Origin of the sequence: Flavobacterium hiemivividum, from assembly GCF_004349145.1 — a bacterium.
Taxonomy (GTDB): domain Bacteria; phylum Bacteroidota; class Bacteroidia; order Flavobacteriales; family Flavobacteriaceae; genus Flavobacterium; species Flavobacterium hiemivividum.
In genome coordinates, this window is the sequence record NZ_SMFO01000006.1 from 40,395 (window position 1) to 55,771 (window position 15,377).

9 protein-coding genes are annotated in these 15,377 nt (G+C 36.1%); all 9 read right to left on the reverse strand.

Annotation, left to right across the window (positions count from 1 at the left end):
* Positions 1–76: 76 nt before the first annotated feature.
* Complete coding sequence (locus E0F98_RS09620) at positions 77–1,258, reverse strand: PNGase F N-terminal domain-containing protein (protein ID WP_132110875.1); 1,182 nt, start codon at positions 1,256–1,258, stop codon at positions 77–79.
* A gap of 83 nt (positions 1,259–1,341) precedes the next feature.
* Positions 1,342–3,567 (reverse strand): GH92 family glycosyl hydrolase, encoded by a 2,226-nt coding sequence (locus E0F98_RS09625; RefSeq protein WP_132110877.1) that lies wholly within the window; start codon positions 3,565–3,567, stop codon positions 1,342–1,344.
* A 4-nt stretch (positions 3,568–3,571) separates the two neighbouring features.
* A complete protein-coding gene (locus E0F98_RS09630) occupies positions 3,572–5,827 on the reverse strand; it encodes a GH92 family glycosyl hydrolase (protein ID WP_243699229.1) in 2,256 nt (751 codons plus the stop codon).
* A gap of 70 nt (positions 5,828–5,897) precedes the next feature.
* Positions 5,898–7,247 carry an alpha-L-fucosidase gene (locus E0F98_RS09635; protein WP_132110881.1) on the reverse strand — a complete coding sequence of 450 codons (1,350 nt, stop codon included), beginning with the start codon at positions 7,245–7,247 and terminating at the stop codon, positions 5,898–5,900.
* A gap of 3 nt (positions 7,248–7,250) precedes the next feature.
* Positions 7,251–9,581: a glycoside hydrolase family 20 protein gene (locus E0F98_RS09640; RefSeq protein ID WP_132110883.1), complete on the reverse strand. Its 2,331-nt coding sequence runs from the start codon at positions 9,579–9,581 to the stop codon at positions 7,251–7,253.
* A gap of 88 nt (positions 9,582–9,669) precedes the next feature.
* Positions 9,670–11,916 carry a GH92 family glycosyl hydrolase gene (locus E0F98_RS09645; protein ID WP_132110885.1) on the reverse strand — a complete coding sequence of 749 codons (2,247 nt, stop codon included), beginning with the start codon at positions 11,914–11,916 and terminating at the stop codon, positions 9,670–9,672.
* An 86-nt stretch (positions 11,917–12,002) separates the two neighbouring features.
* Positions 12,003–13,115, reverse strand: coding sequence for a putative glycoside hydrolase (locus E0F98_RS09650; protein WP_132110887.1), 1,113 nt, complete (start codon positions 13,113–13,115; stop codon positions 12,003–12,005).
* A gap of 24 nt (positions 13,116–13,139) precedes the next feature.
* On the reverse strand, positions 13,140–14,261 hold the full coding sequence (locus tag E0F98_RS09655) for a glycoside hydrolase family 18 protein (RefSeq protein WP_132110889.1): 1,122 nt from the start codon (positions 14,259–14,261) through the stop codon (positions 13,140–13,142).
* A gap of 41 nt (positions 14,262–14,302) precedes the next feature.
* On the reverse strand, positions 14,303–15,376 hold the full coding sequence (locus E0F98_RS09660; RefSeq protein ID WP_132110891.1) for a carbohydrate-binding family 9-like protein: 1,074 nt from the start codon (positions 15,374–15,376) through the stop codon (positions 14,303–14,305).
* Position 15,377: the final 1 nt, after the last annotated feature.

Sequence of the window (15,377 nt, forward strand, 5' to 3'; positions counted from 1 at the left end):
CATTATCTTTTAGGCAGACACGCTACAGCTTCAGCGAAACAACTTGATTTTACCAAAATAAATATCCTTTCTAATTTTACTCCTCATACGTAAGATATGCCGAAACCAACCAGTGGTTTAGCTTATCACCATCTACAGGAGTTGCTGGAATTTTAATTTTCAAAGCATGTGAACCGGCTTTCAGGTCGCTTAACTTCACCACCATTGGCTCAACTGAAGAACCTGGACACCAGTTTGATCTTGATAAATCTGATGAAGCAATGCGTTCCTCGATTTCTTTGATCTCGTATTTATTCGTTTTAGAATTGATGTAAGAAGCTGAATCTTTTCTTACCCATACACCTGAAGTGGGGTTAAATCGTCTAAACGAAGCACAATCATCGCGCCACGGAATAGTATCTAAAACTAGTTTGTTGTCAAAATAAACACTGTTTTTTAATTTGATAAATTCATCTCCACCACTATGTCCACCGTGTCCAGTAGTGATGTAATGTAATTTTACATTTTTTACATTCTTTTTTAAATTAAAGATTTTCTCCAAATCTTTATGCGCAAAATTATCCGGAATTTGTTGTCCGCCAACGTAAGGAATTGTGTTCACCAATGGTAAAACAGTAACTTTTTGTTGCTTTCTGTTCGAATAAATTAATTCTAAATCGAAGTCATATCCTTCTGCAGTCCAGGAATCAATCCATACACCTACATAAAATGTACCCGTCACCAAGCTTTCTAAAGCAGTGATATCGTGTTCCCAAACCACTTGTTTTTCCCATGTTGGAATATAAACCGGTCTTCTATTTTTTACTTTGTTATCACTGTAAAACCCAACACCAAAAGGCGTCATAAATCGCATTAATTCTACCGTAGGATTGTAGTTTTCACCAGCAACAAATCCTGCATATTTATCATCTACATAAGAATCTTTTGGAAATTTCCCTTCCTTTTCTGTGATCGAAAGTATGGACAATTTTTTAGGATCAGAAACTACAAAACAAGAACCTGATTTATCCCATCGATCGCCATTAGAGCGTACCGTCAGTTTTACTTTCACATCAGTTCCTTTGCGGAAAGTAGGTACTGTCACTTTTTTATAAGCAAGACGGCCACTCATTAAACTAACAGCTTCAGGATCTGTTCCTTTTTGACCACCAAAATTTATAGGTTGTTTTTTAAAAACCGTATGGCGTATCGGTTCTTGCGCATTTACTGAAACGATAGCAGCAAAAAATAAAGTAAGTAATAATGGAAATGATTTCATTTTAATTGTATTTGTATTTTTATGGTTGGTTGCAGACCTGATCAGGTTTTCAAAACCTGACAGGTCTATTAAGTCGCTATAATTTATTCTAAACTAATTTTTAATGTTTTGGCATTTACTAAATCACTATGATCGATAAAATACTCCTTGTGAGTTTTTCCGTCAACTTCAATTTGTTTGATTTTACCATTTGAATTGGTCTCTTTTTCGATAACCAATTCACTTTTTTTATAATATTTCGAATCTAATTGAATGGTAATTTTATCAAACAAAGGTTTTGTAATGGTATATTTTGGTTCTCCTGGCGCAATTGGATAAAACCCCATCATCGAATAAACTACCCAAGCAGACATGGTTCCCGTATCGTCATTTCCTGGAATCCCAGCTGGCGTATTTTTAAAATGCTTTCGAACTAATTCTTCCACCAACTTCTGGCTGCGCCATTCTTCTCCTTTTACATAATTGAATAAATAAGGATAGGCAATATCAGGTTCGTTCGCCATATCAAATTGATTGGTATCAAAAATATTTTGTAATTGATTGGTAAATCCTTTGTCGCCGCCCATTAATTTTTTTAATCCAATAATATCATGCGGAATCATAAACGCATATTGCCACGCATTTCCTTCAATAAAACCTACGTTTTCGGTGAAATTAGCTCCCGCATTTGGATCAAATGGTTCGTACAAACTCCCGTCTTTGACTCTAGGTCGGAGTAGTTTATAATTTTTATCGAACAATTTTCTATAGGATAAAGAACGATTTTTAAAACGCTTAAAGTCGTCTTTTTTTCCTAACTCGTTTGCTAATAAAGCAATGGCATTATCGGCGGCATTGTACTCTTGTGTCGTAGAAACCGAACCTCCGTTTTCAGTGGTGACAAATCCTTTCTCGATATAATCTTTTAATCCTGGTCGCAACGGATTGTTCTCTATTTGATCAGCGCTTTTCAGCATGGCTTGATACGCTTTTTGCACATCAAAATCACGAATCCCTTTAAGATAAGTGTCCGCGATAACAATGCTTGCAGGATCTCCTACCATGGTAAAAGTTTCGGTGGAATTCAATTCCCATTTGGGCAACCAACCGTTTTCATCATACATATCCAACATGCTTTTTACCATATCAGATTGTTGCTTTGGATACGCTAACGACATCAACTGATGTACATTTCGGTAGGTGTCCCACAACGAAAATACGGTGTAGCGCGTGCCATCAGTCTTAGCTATTTTACCCGTTTTAATTTCAGGATATTCACCATTAAAGTCGTTAAGCGTATTTGGATGAATTAAAGTATGGTACAAAGCAGTGTAAAAAACTGTTTTATCATCTCTCGTTCCACCTTCTACTTTAATTTTCGAAAGCAATTCATTCCATTCGTTATACGTTTCTTTGTAAACTGCATCGAAGGATTTATTACCAGTTTCTTTTTCTAAATTTTCACGAGCATTTTCTATACTTACATAGCTTACACCAATTTTAACTTCGACCGTTTCTGTTTTTTCGAAATTATAACTGAAATAACTCCCGATGCTATCACCCACAACCATTTTTGTGGATTGCTCCATCATCCTATTTTTTCCATTGTACGGCATCCACTGTGCCTCTACTCCTTTATAAGTATCTGGTTTTTTCCAAACTCCAAAACGATCAGCTGGTTTAGAAAATTTAGCTACAAAATAAACTGGATAAGCCGCTTCGGGACTGTTGTAACAAAAGGTTCCGACAGAACGCATTCCTTGAATTTCTGTTGAAGAAACCACTTGAACCATCGCTCCTTGCTCGTTTGTCAATCCTAATCCTAAATTCAATAGCACATTTGCCTGTCCTTTTGGAAAAGTAAATTTGCTTACACCTACCCGTTTCGAAGCTGTAAATTCCCCTTTAACATTGTATTTGTCAATTTGCGTGCTGTAATAACCCGCTTTTGCTACTTCGTTGGTGTAAGTCGAACCGTATCTTAAATGATTGGTTTCTAGATTTCCTGTGGTTGGCATTAGCAATATAACGCCTAATTCTGGACAACCAACACCACTTAAATTGACTTGACTGAACCCTGTTAAAAACGTATTTTCATGTACGTATGGATTGGAAAGCCATTGACTGTCTTTCTCTAATTTATTTGGAGCTCCCGCCACATTAAACGGACTAATACTTGCCATACCTCTGGGGGCAATAGGTCCCGGGAAAGTAGCTCCATAGTTAGATGTCCCAATAAATGGATTTACAAAATCGGCAGGCTGTTGTGCAAAAACTATAGATTGATTGCAAAAAATTACAAAAAGAACGATTAATTTCAACTGTCTCATTACTTTATTTTTTTGAAGTGCTTAAGGAATACGGCACACTTTCGGCAGTGCTTCCCCAATTTTTATTTGGTTTATCGCCCATATTAAATTCTAAAAGGCCTCCTTTTTGAAGGGTATCAAATTTCAAAAAAGTCTTGTTATGCGATTTTCCATTTAGCTGGGCTCCTTGGATATAAAAGTTCGATTTTGAATTATTTTTCGAATTAATTTCAAAAGTATTTCCATTTTCTAAATGAAGTTTTGCTTTCTTAAACAACGGACTTCCTATTACATATTCATCCACCCCTGGTGTAACTGGATAAAATCCTAAGGAGCTAAAAACGTACCAGGCCGATGTTTGTCCGTTGTCTTCGTCACCACAATAACCATCTGGCGTTGCTGAATATAATTTGGTCAACACATCTCTAACTTTTTCTTGCGCTTTATAAGGTTTATTAGCATAATTATACAAATAAATCATGTGCTGAATCGGTTGGTTTCCGTGTGCATAATTCCCCATATTTACAATTTGCATTTCTCTAATTTCGTGAATGGTAAACCCATAATAAGAAGCATCAAATTTTGGAGGCATCTCAAAAACTTCGTCTAATTTTGAAGCAAACTGTTCTTTACCACCCATTAAATCAATTAATCCTTGAACATCATGAAATACAGACCAGGTGTAATGTAAACTATTTCCTTCTGTAAATGCATCACCCCATTTTAAAGGATTAAACGGCGTTTGAAAACGGCCATCTTTATTTTTGCCGCGCATCCAATTAGTCGAAGGATCAAACATGTTTTTATAGTTCATGGACTGCTTATAATACTTTTTAGCAATCGCTTTTTTACCTAACTTATCCGCCATCTGTGCAATGGTAAAATCGGCGTAAGCATATTCTAAAGTTCGAGCGGCATTTTCATTGATCTTGACATCATAAGGAACGTATCCTAATTTATTATAATACTCTAATCCTTCTCTACCTACAGAATTTACTGGTCTTCCTTCGGCTACTGTTGCATTTTTTAGCATGGCTTCAAGCAATAATTCTGCGTCCATGCCTTTGGCTCCTTTTAAAAAGGCATCTGCAATAATAGGCGCCGAATTAGATCCAATCATCACATCGCGATGACCGGGACTTGCCCATTCTGGCAACCAACCTGATTCTTTGTAAGTGTTTGCCAAACCTTGCATAATTTTGCCGTTTAGCTCTGGATACATCATATTAAAAAATGGGAAAACCGCTCTAAAAGTGTCCCAAAAACCATTATCAGTAAACATGTAACCTGGCAATACTTTACCATTATACGGACTGTAATGCACCACTTCGTTAGCGGCATCAAACTCGTAAAACTTCCTTGGAAACAATAAAACACGGTACAAACTAGAATAGAAAGTTCTTAAGTTATCGATATTATCATCTTCAATTTCGATTCTGCTTAATTCTGTTTCCCAAGCTTTTTTTGCTTTTTCTTTAGTTACTTCAAAACTATCTGTGCCTATTTCTCTCGAAAGATTTAGCTGTGCTTGTTCGTGACTAATAAACGAAGACGCTACTTTTACATGAACCGTTTCTCCTTTTTTGGTTTTAAAACCAATGATAGCCCCCACATGTTGGCCTTCACTATTTGTAGAGTTTTCGACTAATTGCCATCCATCTTTCCAAGTATGGTTTAGTTCGAAATCTTTATCGAATTCTGCGACAAAGTAGTTGTGAAAATTGTCTGGAACACCGCCACTATTATTACGACAATAACCAATAATTTTTCGTTCTTTCGGCAAAATTTTTACCATCGATCCTTTGTAAAAAGCATCGAGTATAATATAAGACTTCTCCGATTCTGGAAAAGTAAATTTAAAATGCGCTGCTCTTTCTGTTGGAGAAACCTCTGCCACTACATCATAATCCGCTAAATAAACAGAATAATGATGCGGTTTAACCGTTTCTGCCTTATGCGAAAACCAAGATTCTCTTTCGTCCTCTTGAAATTTCAGCTCGCCTGTAACCGCCATTAATGAAAACGCCGCATAATCGTTGACCCAAGGACTAGGTTGATGCGTTTGCTTGATGCCTCTAATTTTATTTTCATCGTATTTGTAAGTCCAACCATCTCCCATTTTTGAGGTCATAGGTGTCCAAAAATTCATCGCCCAAGGTGTTGCAATGGCAGGATAGGTATTCCCATTTGATAAATCGAACGAAGAATCGGTGCCCATTAGTGGATTGACGTAATCGACTAAAGAACTATTTTTTTCTTTTTGCGACTTTTGTCCCGCCATGTTGAACGTGGCAATAAAAAAAGCAACGGCGAGGAAATACGTATATTTTGAAATAAGGTTTTGCATTTTGTTATTTGTTTAATTCAACAGCATTTCCATGACCACGGTATAAAACCAGAGCATCTTCTAATGTAACTTCAATAAGGGTAGTATTTGCGTCTAAATTCTTTTCTTGTGGAATTTCGATTCTTAAAATCCCAGGAATATTGTTCCATTCAGCACCACCATTTCTTTCGAAACTTAACTCTTGATTCGTTCCCACTACTTTTATAGATTTCACTTTATTTTGGATCCCCTTTAATAAAATATAGTTTTTAGGATTGTCAAATAATGCTAAATAAATTTTAGTTTCGTCCTTACTCAATAAGGTTGGACCAAAGAAATGACCGTAAGGCAAACCGGCTTTAGAATTAAAAACTGCCGACTCATGTTTACTAATCCATTCTCCTAATGCTTCTAGACGTTCTACTTGCTCTGGAGCAATAGTTCCATCAGGTTTTGGACCGATATTTAATAAAAGGTTTCCTCCTGAAGAGATTACTTCTACAAAAGTTCTGATGATTTGCGACACTGGTTTGTAGTTTGTATCCGAAGGGAAATAACCCCAATTGTCATTCATAGTCATACAAAATTCCCAAGCACCTTCAGGTCTAACTACTGGTACGCCTTGCTCTGGCGTGCTGTAATCTCCATATGATTTAAGACGAGAATTTACAATCACTTTTGGATTCCAAGATAACAACGAATCTTTCAAAGACTGTGCTTGCCATTGTTCGCTTGACTTTTCCCAATCTCCATCAAACCAATATAAATCTGGATTGAAAGTCGTGCTTAACTCTTTTAGCTGACCATCATTGAATTTAAGAAAACGCTGCCACGGTGACAATTGATTTTGATTCTTTTGAGGGTAATTCTTTCTTGTATCAGGACGTGGAAAAACCACATCATAATCAGGATGTGACCAGTCGATTATAGAATAATACAAACCTACTTTTAAGTTTTCTTTTCGAAGGGCATCGACAAAAGGTGCTACTAAATCACGTTTGGCAGGTGTTTTTTGTACGACATTTAATTTACTAAATTTGGTATCCCACAATGCTACACCATCATGATGTTTAGTAGTTAATACTGCATAACGAGCGCCTGCTTTTTTGAACAATTTTGCCCAAGCCTCAGGATCGTAATTTTTGGCTGTAAATTCTTTGCCTTGCGCCATATAATCATCATACGAAATACGCTTATGATACATCGACCACGATTCACCAATACCTTTTACACCATAATATCCCCAGTGAATGAAAATACCGAGTTTAGCATCCTGAAACCACTCCAGGCGCTGTTCTTTAGTAAATTTCTCTTGTGCCGACAATTGAAGTGTACACAAGCACACAAAAACAGTTATAATTTTTAAATACTTCATATCTTATTTAATTAAAATTTCATCAACAAATAACCAAGCTTTTCCACCATTAGGTAGTGTTTTTAAAGCCGTAGCAACTACCTTCACATAGCGTACTGATTGCTTCTCAAACGAAATTTTAAAATCTTTTAAATCGAAAGATGGATTTTTAGCAAATGCTCTTTTTTGAACACCTACTTCTTTATAATTTTTACCATCACTAGAAACATATACCGTAACGGCCGTTGGGAAATAAATACCAGGTCCTTGATTCTCTAAAGTTCCTAAGGTTACTTCTTGAATCGAAGTCGTCTCTCCCATGTCAAGTACTGCTTCCATGTCTTTGCCCAACCATGCTTGCCAATGTCCATCAGTAAAGTTTTTTGTACCACGCAAAGTATTTGTCAACCCAAATTCACCTTCCCCTTTGTACTGGTCGCTATAGGATTCTTTGAATGTTACTTTTTTACCTACTGCCTTGTGAAATTCAATAGTTGTATTGAATGAAACTCCCACTGGTTGATTATTCTTAAATAGAGAGGCATGTACCTTAGTTGTTTTATCAATTTTTAACGGTTCCGTATATTTTGTCGCTTGATCTGTTAATTTTTTATCACCCAAAGTATAACGAATGTCTGCATTAGTGAATTCATTTTTCAATGCTAATGAAACCTCTTTAGTTTTCATATCAATTTGTACATCGTGCATAACCAAATAAGCACTTTTTGCGTAATTGATACCTAATAAATCATAACGGCTAAACATACTTTCTATACGATTAGAGAAATCTTCCCAGTTACGAGATTCTTTAGGCGACCATAATGTTTCTGATAAGGCTGCTAATCTTGGGAAAATCATGTATTCAGAATGTGCTTCTGTTTTTATTTGCTCCGACCATAAATTGGCTTGACCACCTAACACATGTTTCGCTTCGGCTGGCGTCATTGTATCTACAACTGGATCAAATGTGTACACTTTACTCAACGGCGTGTAACCTCCCCAAGCCAACGGCTCTTCGTTTTGTGGTCCTTGATAATGGTCAAAATAGCAATGCGTACCTGGAGTCATAATCACATCATGACCTTGTTTAGCAGCTTCGATTCCACCAGCAACACCTCTCCAGCTCATTACAGTAGCTTCTGGAGCAATACCACCTTCTAAGATTTCATCCCAACCAATTAATTTTTTCCCTTTTGAATTGATGAATCGCTCCATTCTTTTAATGAAATAACTCTGCAATTCTTCGGCACTTTTTAAACCTTCTGCCTCCATTCTTTTATTGCAATGTGGACAAACTTTCCAGTTGGTTTTTGTTGCTTCATCACCTCCAACATGAATGTATTTTGATGGAAAAATATCCATCACTTCTGTTAAAACATTTTCTAGGAATTGGAATGTATTTTCTTTTCCAGCACAGTAAATATCTGTAATTGGCCATACTCCACCTGAAGGTACACCTATTGGTCTTTCATGACAAGATAATTCTGGATACGCTGCAATCGCAGACGATACATGCGCAGGCATTTCTATTTCTGGAATAACTTCGATATTTTTAGTAGCGGCATAAGCCACTAATTCTTTTAGCTCTTCTTGTGTATAAAAACCACCATAAGTACCTTTTTCATCGGCAGCGGGAGTATATCTTCCATCCCAATGTTTGTCTTCTTGATCTACTCTCCAAGCACCAATTTCTGTTAGTTTTGGGTATTTTTTAATTTCGATTCTCCAACCTTGATCGTCTACTAAATGAAAATGCAACACATTCATTTTAAGCATTGCCATACGATCAATCGTTTTTTTCACATAATCCATTTTGAAAAAATGACGAGATACATCAAGCATTAATCCTCTGTATTTATAACGAGGTTGATCACTGATGGTTACATTTGGGATAACCCATTCTGCATCAGAAACCTTTGCTGCACTTTCAATACTTGTAGGAAGTAATTGACGAAGTGTTTCTATTGCGTATAAAAAACCAGCATTTCCTTTGGCAATAATAAGTACTCTATCAGAATTGACCTCTAGTTTATAAGCTTCATCAGCTAACTTCTCGTCAATCACAAATTGAACAAAATCTTTCGAGGGCGCTTTATCGGCAACTTCTAAGTTCCATCCTGATGTATTTTTAAATTTATCTGTTAAAATAGAAGTAAGCGCTTTTTGAGAAGCATCTATCACCACAAATTTTGTGTTTTTGCTAAATTTAAAAGAACCTTGTCCCAGTTTTAATTCTGCTGGTTTTGGAATAATAGCAATATCCTTTTCTGTATAAACCTTAGTTTGTTTCACTGTTTGGCAAGAAACTGTGAAAGCAATCAAAGCCAATACCGCAACCTTTTTTAATACATTCATTTTTCTAAATTTTTATTATCAATCTTTATTATTATTCCTTGCAAGACGTTTTTGATGACTCAGCTTCCGCCTGACATTCGTGCTTTTATTACCTATATATTTTTGAAGACGTCGCCATCGTGTTTTTGTTATTTTTATTTGGAGTTTTCCCCATAGTAAACAACAAATTTCCGCCTTCGATAATCTCCTTATGCGTAATGTAATTTCTATTTATTTCTTTTCCATTTAATGTAATGGACTGAATATATATGTTTTCTGAATTATTATTTTTCGCTTTTACGGCAAACGTTTTTCCGTTTTCTAAATGAATCACAGCCGAATCAACCAAAGGTGATCCAAAGGCATACACGCCTTGCGCAGGATTTACTGGATAAAAGCCCAAAGCATTGAATACATACCAAGACGACATTTGTCCGCAGTCTTCGTTTCCACAATGGCCGTTAGCTTCGTTTTTATATTGAGTTTCTAAAATTTCTCGAACAAGCTTTTGTGTTTTCCAAGGTTTTCCAATGTAATTGTACAAATAAGCCACATGATGACTAGGCTCATTTCCATGAGCATACTGCCCAATCATTCCGGTACTAAAAATAGGCAGTTTGTCTCCTGGAAGCGGATTCAAACTAAACATGGTATCTAGTTTTTCCGAAAGTTTTTCGTTTCCGCCGACAATTTCGGTAAGACCTTCTACATCATGCTGAACTGACCAAAAATACTGCCAAGCATTGCTTTCGCAGAAATAAGTCGAATACTCTTTTGGCACAAAATCCTTCAAAAAACTACCATCTGTTAATTTCGGACGCATAAATGTGCTTTGCGAATCGTAAACATTTCGCCAGTTTTCAGAGCGTTTTAAAAAGGTATTGTAATCTTCGGTTTTTCCCAAAGCTTTTGCAAATTGCGCTATACACCAATCGTCATAAGCATATTCTAAAGTTTTAGAAACCGACCAGTTTTCGTGGTGTTCATCCACAGGAACATAGCCTAATTTCATGTAGGTATCAATTTGTCTGGAATGATCGATGGCACTTTTTATACAGGCTTCATAAGCCAACTCAGTATCAAAATTTTCGATTCCTTTAAAATAGGCATCGACAATAACCGGAACCGCGTGGTAACCAATCATCATATTCGTTTCATTGCCTTGCATGGACCATACAGGAAGTAAACCCGTTTCCTTGTAATGTGCTAATAACGAATTCACCATATCTGAAACTCGATTAGGATGAATTATCGTGTACAATGGATGCGCCGCTCTGTAAGTATCCCACAATGAAAAAGTATCGTATCTATCGAATCCTTTTGCGTTCATGGTTTTATCATTAGCCCCTTTATAATTTCCATCGTGGTCGCTTAATAAAGTGGGGGCTAACATGGACTGATACAACATAGTGTAAAAAATCTTCTTTTTCGTCTCGTCGGCTATTGTAATATCAATTTTACCAAGCTGCTTTTCCCATTTGTTTTCTGCTTCTTTTTTCAATGCGTCGAAATCAAAACTAGGGGCTTCTATTTCTAAAGATTTATAAGCACCTTCGATACTAGCCGTTGAAATTCCTGTTTTTAAAACAATTTGTTCCTTTTCTGAAGTACTATAATTCAGAATAATTTTCGTGTTTTTGTCGGTAACTGGTGAAGTTGTTTCGGTATTATTCTTAAATACTTGGTAACTCTTAAATGGTTTCGATAATTTGATAACAAAATAAACCCTTTGGTCTTTTGCCCAGCCAGATGATTTTCGATACCCTTCAATAGTATTATTGTCAATCACTTTTAAATGGGTTTCTGTAGGACTGTCCCAATTTAAAGCATACCCTAAATCGATATGAATTTGGCTGTTATCGTCTTTTGGAAAAGTATATCTATGAATACCCGTTCTTTCGGTCGCAGTAAGTTCTGCTTTGATGTTATAATCCAACAAATCCACTGCATAATATCCTGGAGATGCCGTTTCTTTTTCATGCGAAAAGCTAGAGAATGGTTTGAAACTATTAGCTGCTATTCTTTTTGAAAATTGGCTATTAGTTGGCATTACTAAAATATCGTACAAGTCTCCAGCTCCTGTTCCCGATAAATGCAGGTGAGAAAACCCAGAAATAATGGAGTCTTGGTAAAAGTAACCAGCAATCCTATCCCAACCTGGAATACCAATATCAGGACTTAATTGCACCATCCCAAAAGGAACCGTAGCTCCAGGATAAGTATTTCCTGGTCCATCTGTTCCAATAAAAGGGTTTACAAAAGTTGTTAATTTAACTTGGCTGATCGCTTCTTTTGCTCCTTGACAATTAATCAAGAAAACAGAACAAAATAGAATTATGAAACCAAATTTTTTCATTACTTTTTATTTAAAATATTTATTAAATACGAAATCACAGTCAATACATTGTTGCAAATTCATTTTTATAATTAGTTGAAAACGAATTATTTCTTAAAGCTTTCTTTAGTTTCTTTAATTGCTTTCAAATATTCATCTGTTAATGTGGGACCGTCAAAAAACGTAACTCCTTTGGCTCCATTTTCTTTTGCATAACGAATGGCTTGTTTCAATTCGTCAGCAGATTTAAATGGTGGAATGTAAATTCCAGTATTCACGCCAATGTTTTTTGAAGCGACATCCTCCACTCCTTGCTTAGTAGCGAAACCTATCCAGTCAATTTCTTCATTATAAAATCCATGATAAATCATTGGATACACTTCGTCAATATCCCATTTATCCCAACGCTGACGCACCATGTGATCTGCCATTTCTGGATAAGGAAATACAGCCGCCGTTAATTTTTTGTTGTTATCATGGACAATTTTATAAGCATCAGCAACCAACGCTTTTATAGCATTCAATCTAAATTGCTTCCATTCCATGTCGATAGATGTATTTTTACTATCTCTTGGATTTTTATGATGTTCCTTTTCAAACGCACTTACACATGCATCGCAGTAGCAAAAATCATATTCTGCCATTTCAGTTTCTTGTATTAAATTGTATGTAGGAAGCAAACCGATAGGCAAGAAAATATCTGGAAAACGGATGTAATCTAAATGAACGCTTTCAATACCTTCCACTTTAGCCAAACCTTCGACTAATCCTAAAATATGATTTCTAGATGCTGTTCTTGTTGGACACAACCATTGGTAATAATCTACATAAGGACGGGTATCAAAACAAGATTTACCTTCTCTACTTACCATATACCATTCTGGATGCTGCAATGCAATGGAATCCCCAGGACGATTCACCGCCATAATCCATGCGTGTACTTTTAAACCTTCTTTTTTAGCGATTGGCACTAAACGGGCTAATTCTTTTGGGTCGGTCGATGTGTTGATTAAAACTTCATCAATTCCAGCTGCTTTGTATTTTTTGAATTCAACTGTATACGCTTCCTTCGTTTTATCTTTACTGGAAGTAATCCAAGTACCGAATTTAAAATCTGAACCATCGGTTGCGGCTTCAGAAGCGTCCTTTTTACCTTCTTTTTGGTTGCAAGCTACCACAACAAAAATTGACAATAATGCTAACAGAAATTTTGACTTCATAGGAATGTATTTAATAGTTACAATTTACTTTAAACTCTCAAAAAGTGTATTCAATAGTTCTTGATCTTTATCTAAACTATATTCCCAAAACATAGCCCCTCCAAGTTCTTTTTCTTTAATATATTCTGCTTTTAACTTGATATCTTTTGGTGTTTCCCAAGACACAAAAATTTTATCTGTAGCATTCCAGAGATAGGACGCTTTTGCAGACTCATCATACCTTTTTTCGTACTTACCAGATTTTAATTTATCCAGAATTTCCCAATAAGATACAATAATACCTCCTTCATTTGCAGATCCGTATAAAACCGCATCTGCAGACGCTACTTTCTCCCATTGTCTTCCATAAAAAGGAATTCCCATCACCAATTTATTTACAGGAACACCCGCTTTTATATGCCTGTCAATAGCCTCCACACCACTATTTCCGCCATACTTTTCTTTGTTCGAAGGATACAAATTTGCATGATGTCCAGTTTGGTACATCCATCCTTGGTAAAAATCGTAGCACATTACATTAATAAAATCAAGATATTTGTGCGCTTGCCCTAAATCAGTATGGTCAATATAGACCTGATCTGCTCCAGTAGCAATCGTCAGTAAATAGTGTGTTTTATCTTTCTGTCCTTGAGCATCTAAGGCTTTACGTATATCTGCCAATAGCAAGGTAAAATTATCTTTATCTGATGGACGAAAAACATTGTCTTCTGCACGTTGTCCTGGATATTCCCAATCTAAATCGACCCCATCAAAACCGTGTTCTAATAGTAGCTCCACACAGCTTGCTGCAAATTTCTTTCTAGTACTTTCATAAGCCGCCATACTTGAAAATTGATCAGACCAAACCCAACCACCAACAGAATACAGCACTTTTAAGTTTGGATTTTGCTTTTTAAGCGTCATCAAAGTTGCAATTTTTGCAGCGTCAGTTTCCAACTCAAATTTTGCCTTTCCTTCTACAATGTTTGCAAAAGCAAAATTGATATGTGTCAGTTTCGTTGCATCAATTAGCGAAAAATCATATTTCTCATACCCTGCGGCATAGCCAATGATCTTCCTATCTGTATTCGACTTTACTTGTTTATCGATTGCACTACCACAAGAAATAATCAAGGGTAAAAGAAAAATTAATTTTATCAATTTCATAATAGGTCTGTTTTCAAAGCTTTTAGATCTTTCTCTACAATTTATCTAGTTTCAAATTCACCACCTTCGTTGATAATCAACAATTTATTTGAAAACGGACTTTTAACTGAAATTGTCCATCCAAAACTATGATTTTCAAGGATTGGCTTTATTGTTTTACCTTCTATAGTTATTGGCGCTACCGCGAAAGAACTAATCGAAGTAAACCAGGTGTTTTTTTTGTCAAAATGAGATTTCTGAGCGCGATACAATTCGAATAATTTCCATTTGATTTTCTCATCATTCGGAATTTCAAAAGTATCCTTCGCTCCTACTTCTTTCGAAGAAAAATAAACATAACCCCATTTCTCTGGTTCGTGCATGTTCACTACACCTTGTGGCGACCAAACCCAGTTGTATTCTGGAAGATAGGCACCTTTAGCATCTTTTTTTCTTTCGTATTTGCCATTGTTAAGTTGAAAATCCCAGTTAACTCTCGAAAAATTTACGCGCCAAAATTTATTTTTAGGAACGTTTTTATGGAAATAAGACGTTTTATAAACACTCCAAGGAATCGCTAACTCAACTACCCAGCCTTTATCTACATCAGTAGGATTGTTTAAAGTACCGTCAATTTTTATTGCTGACTTTAGTCCTGTTGCTGTCCAATTATTTAAAGCGACATTGTTTTTTTCGCGATAGGGTTTTGAAATAAACAAATCCCAAATAGAATTGATCGCATTGACTTCTAATTCGTAATAATTTTGAGCATCACCACTTGGATCTACAAAAACTTCGAAATCATTATTGTGAAAAATGATCGCGTCGTGCTCTGTAATATCTGCCCAAACGTGTGGCTCCTCCATTTTGGCTAAGATGTAAAAATAAGTATCATCCCATAGCATTTTTACCTGCGTTTTATAGGTTGGTTTCTGAACACCTTCGATATCAATAAAGGGATCTGACCAATTTACCTTACTCCAAGAAACATCGGCATCGCTACCATCAACAACTATGCTCTCTGAAGTGTGGTAGGCGATATAACTTTCAGGAATAGCGCCCTTTTTTGATTGCGCACAAACCATCATTGATACACCTAAACACAAAATCGCCAAATATTTATATTTCGAATTCATA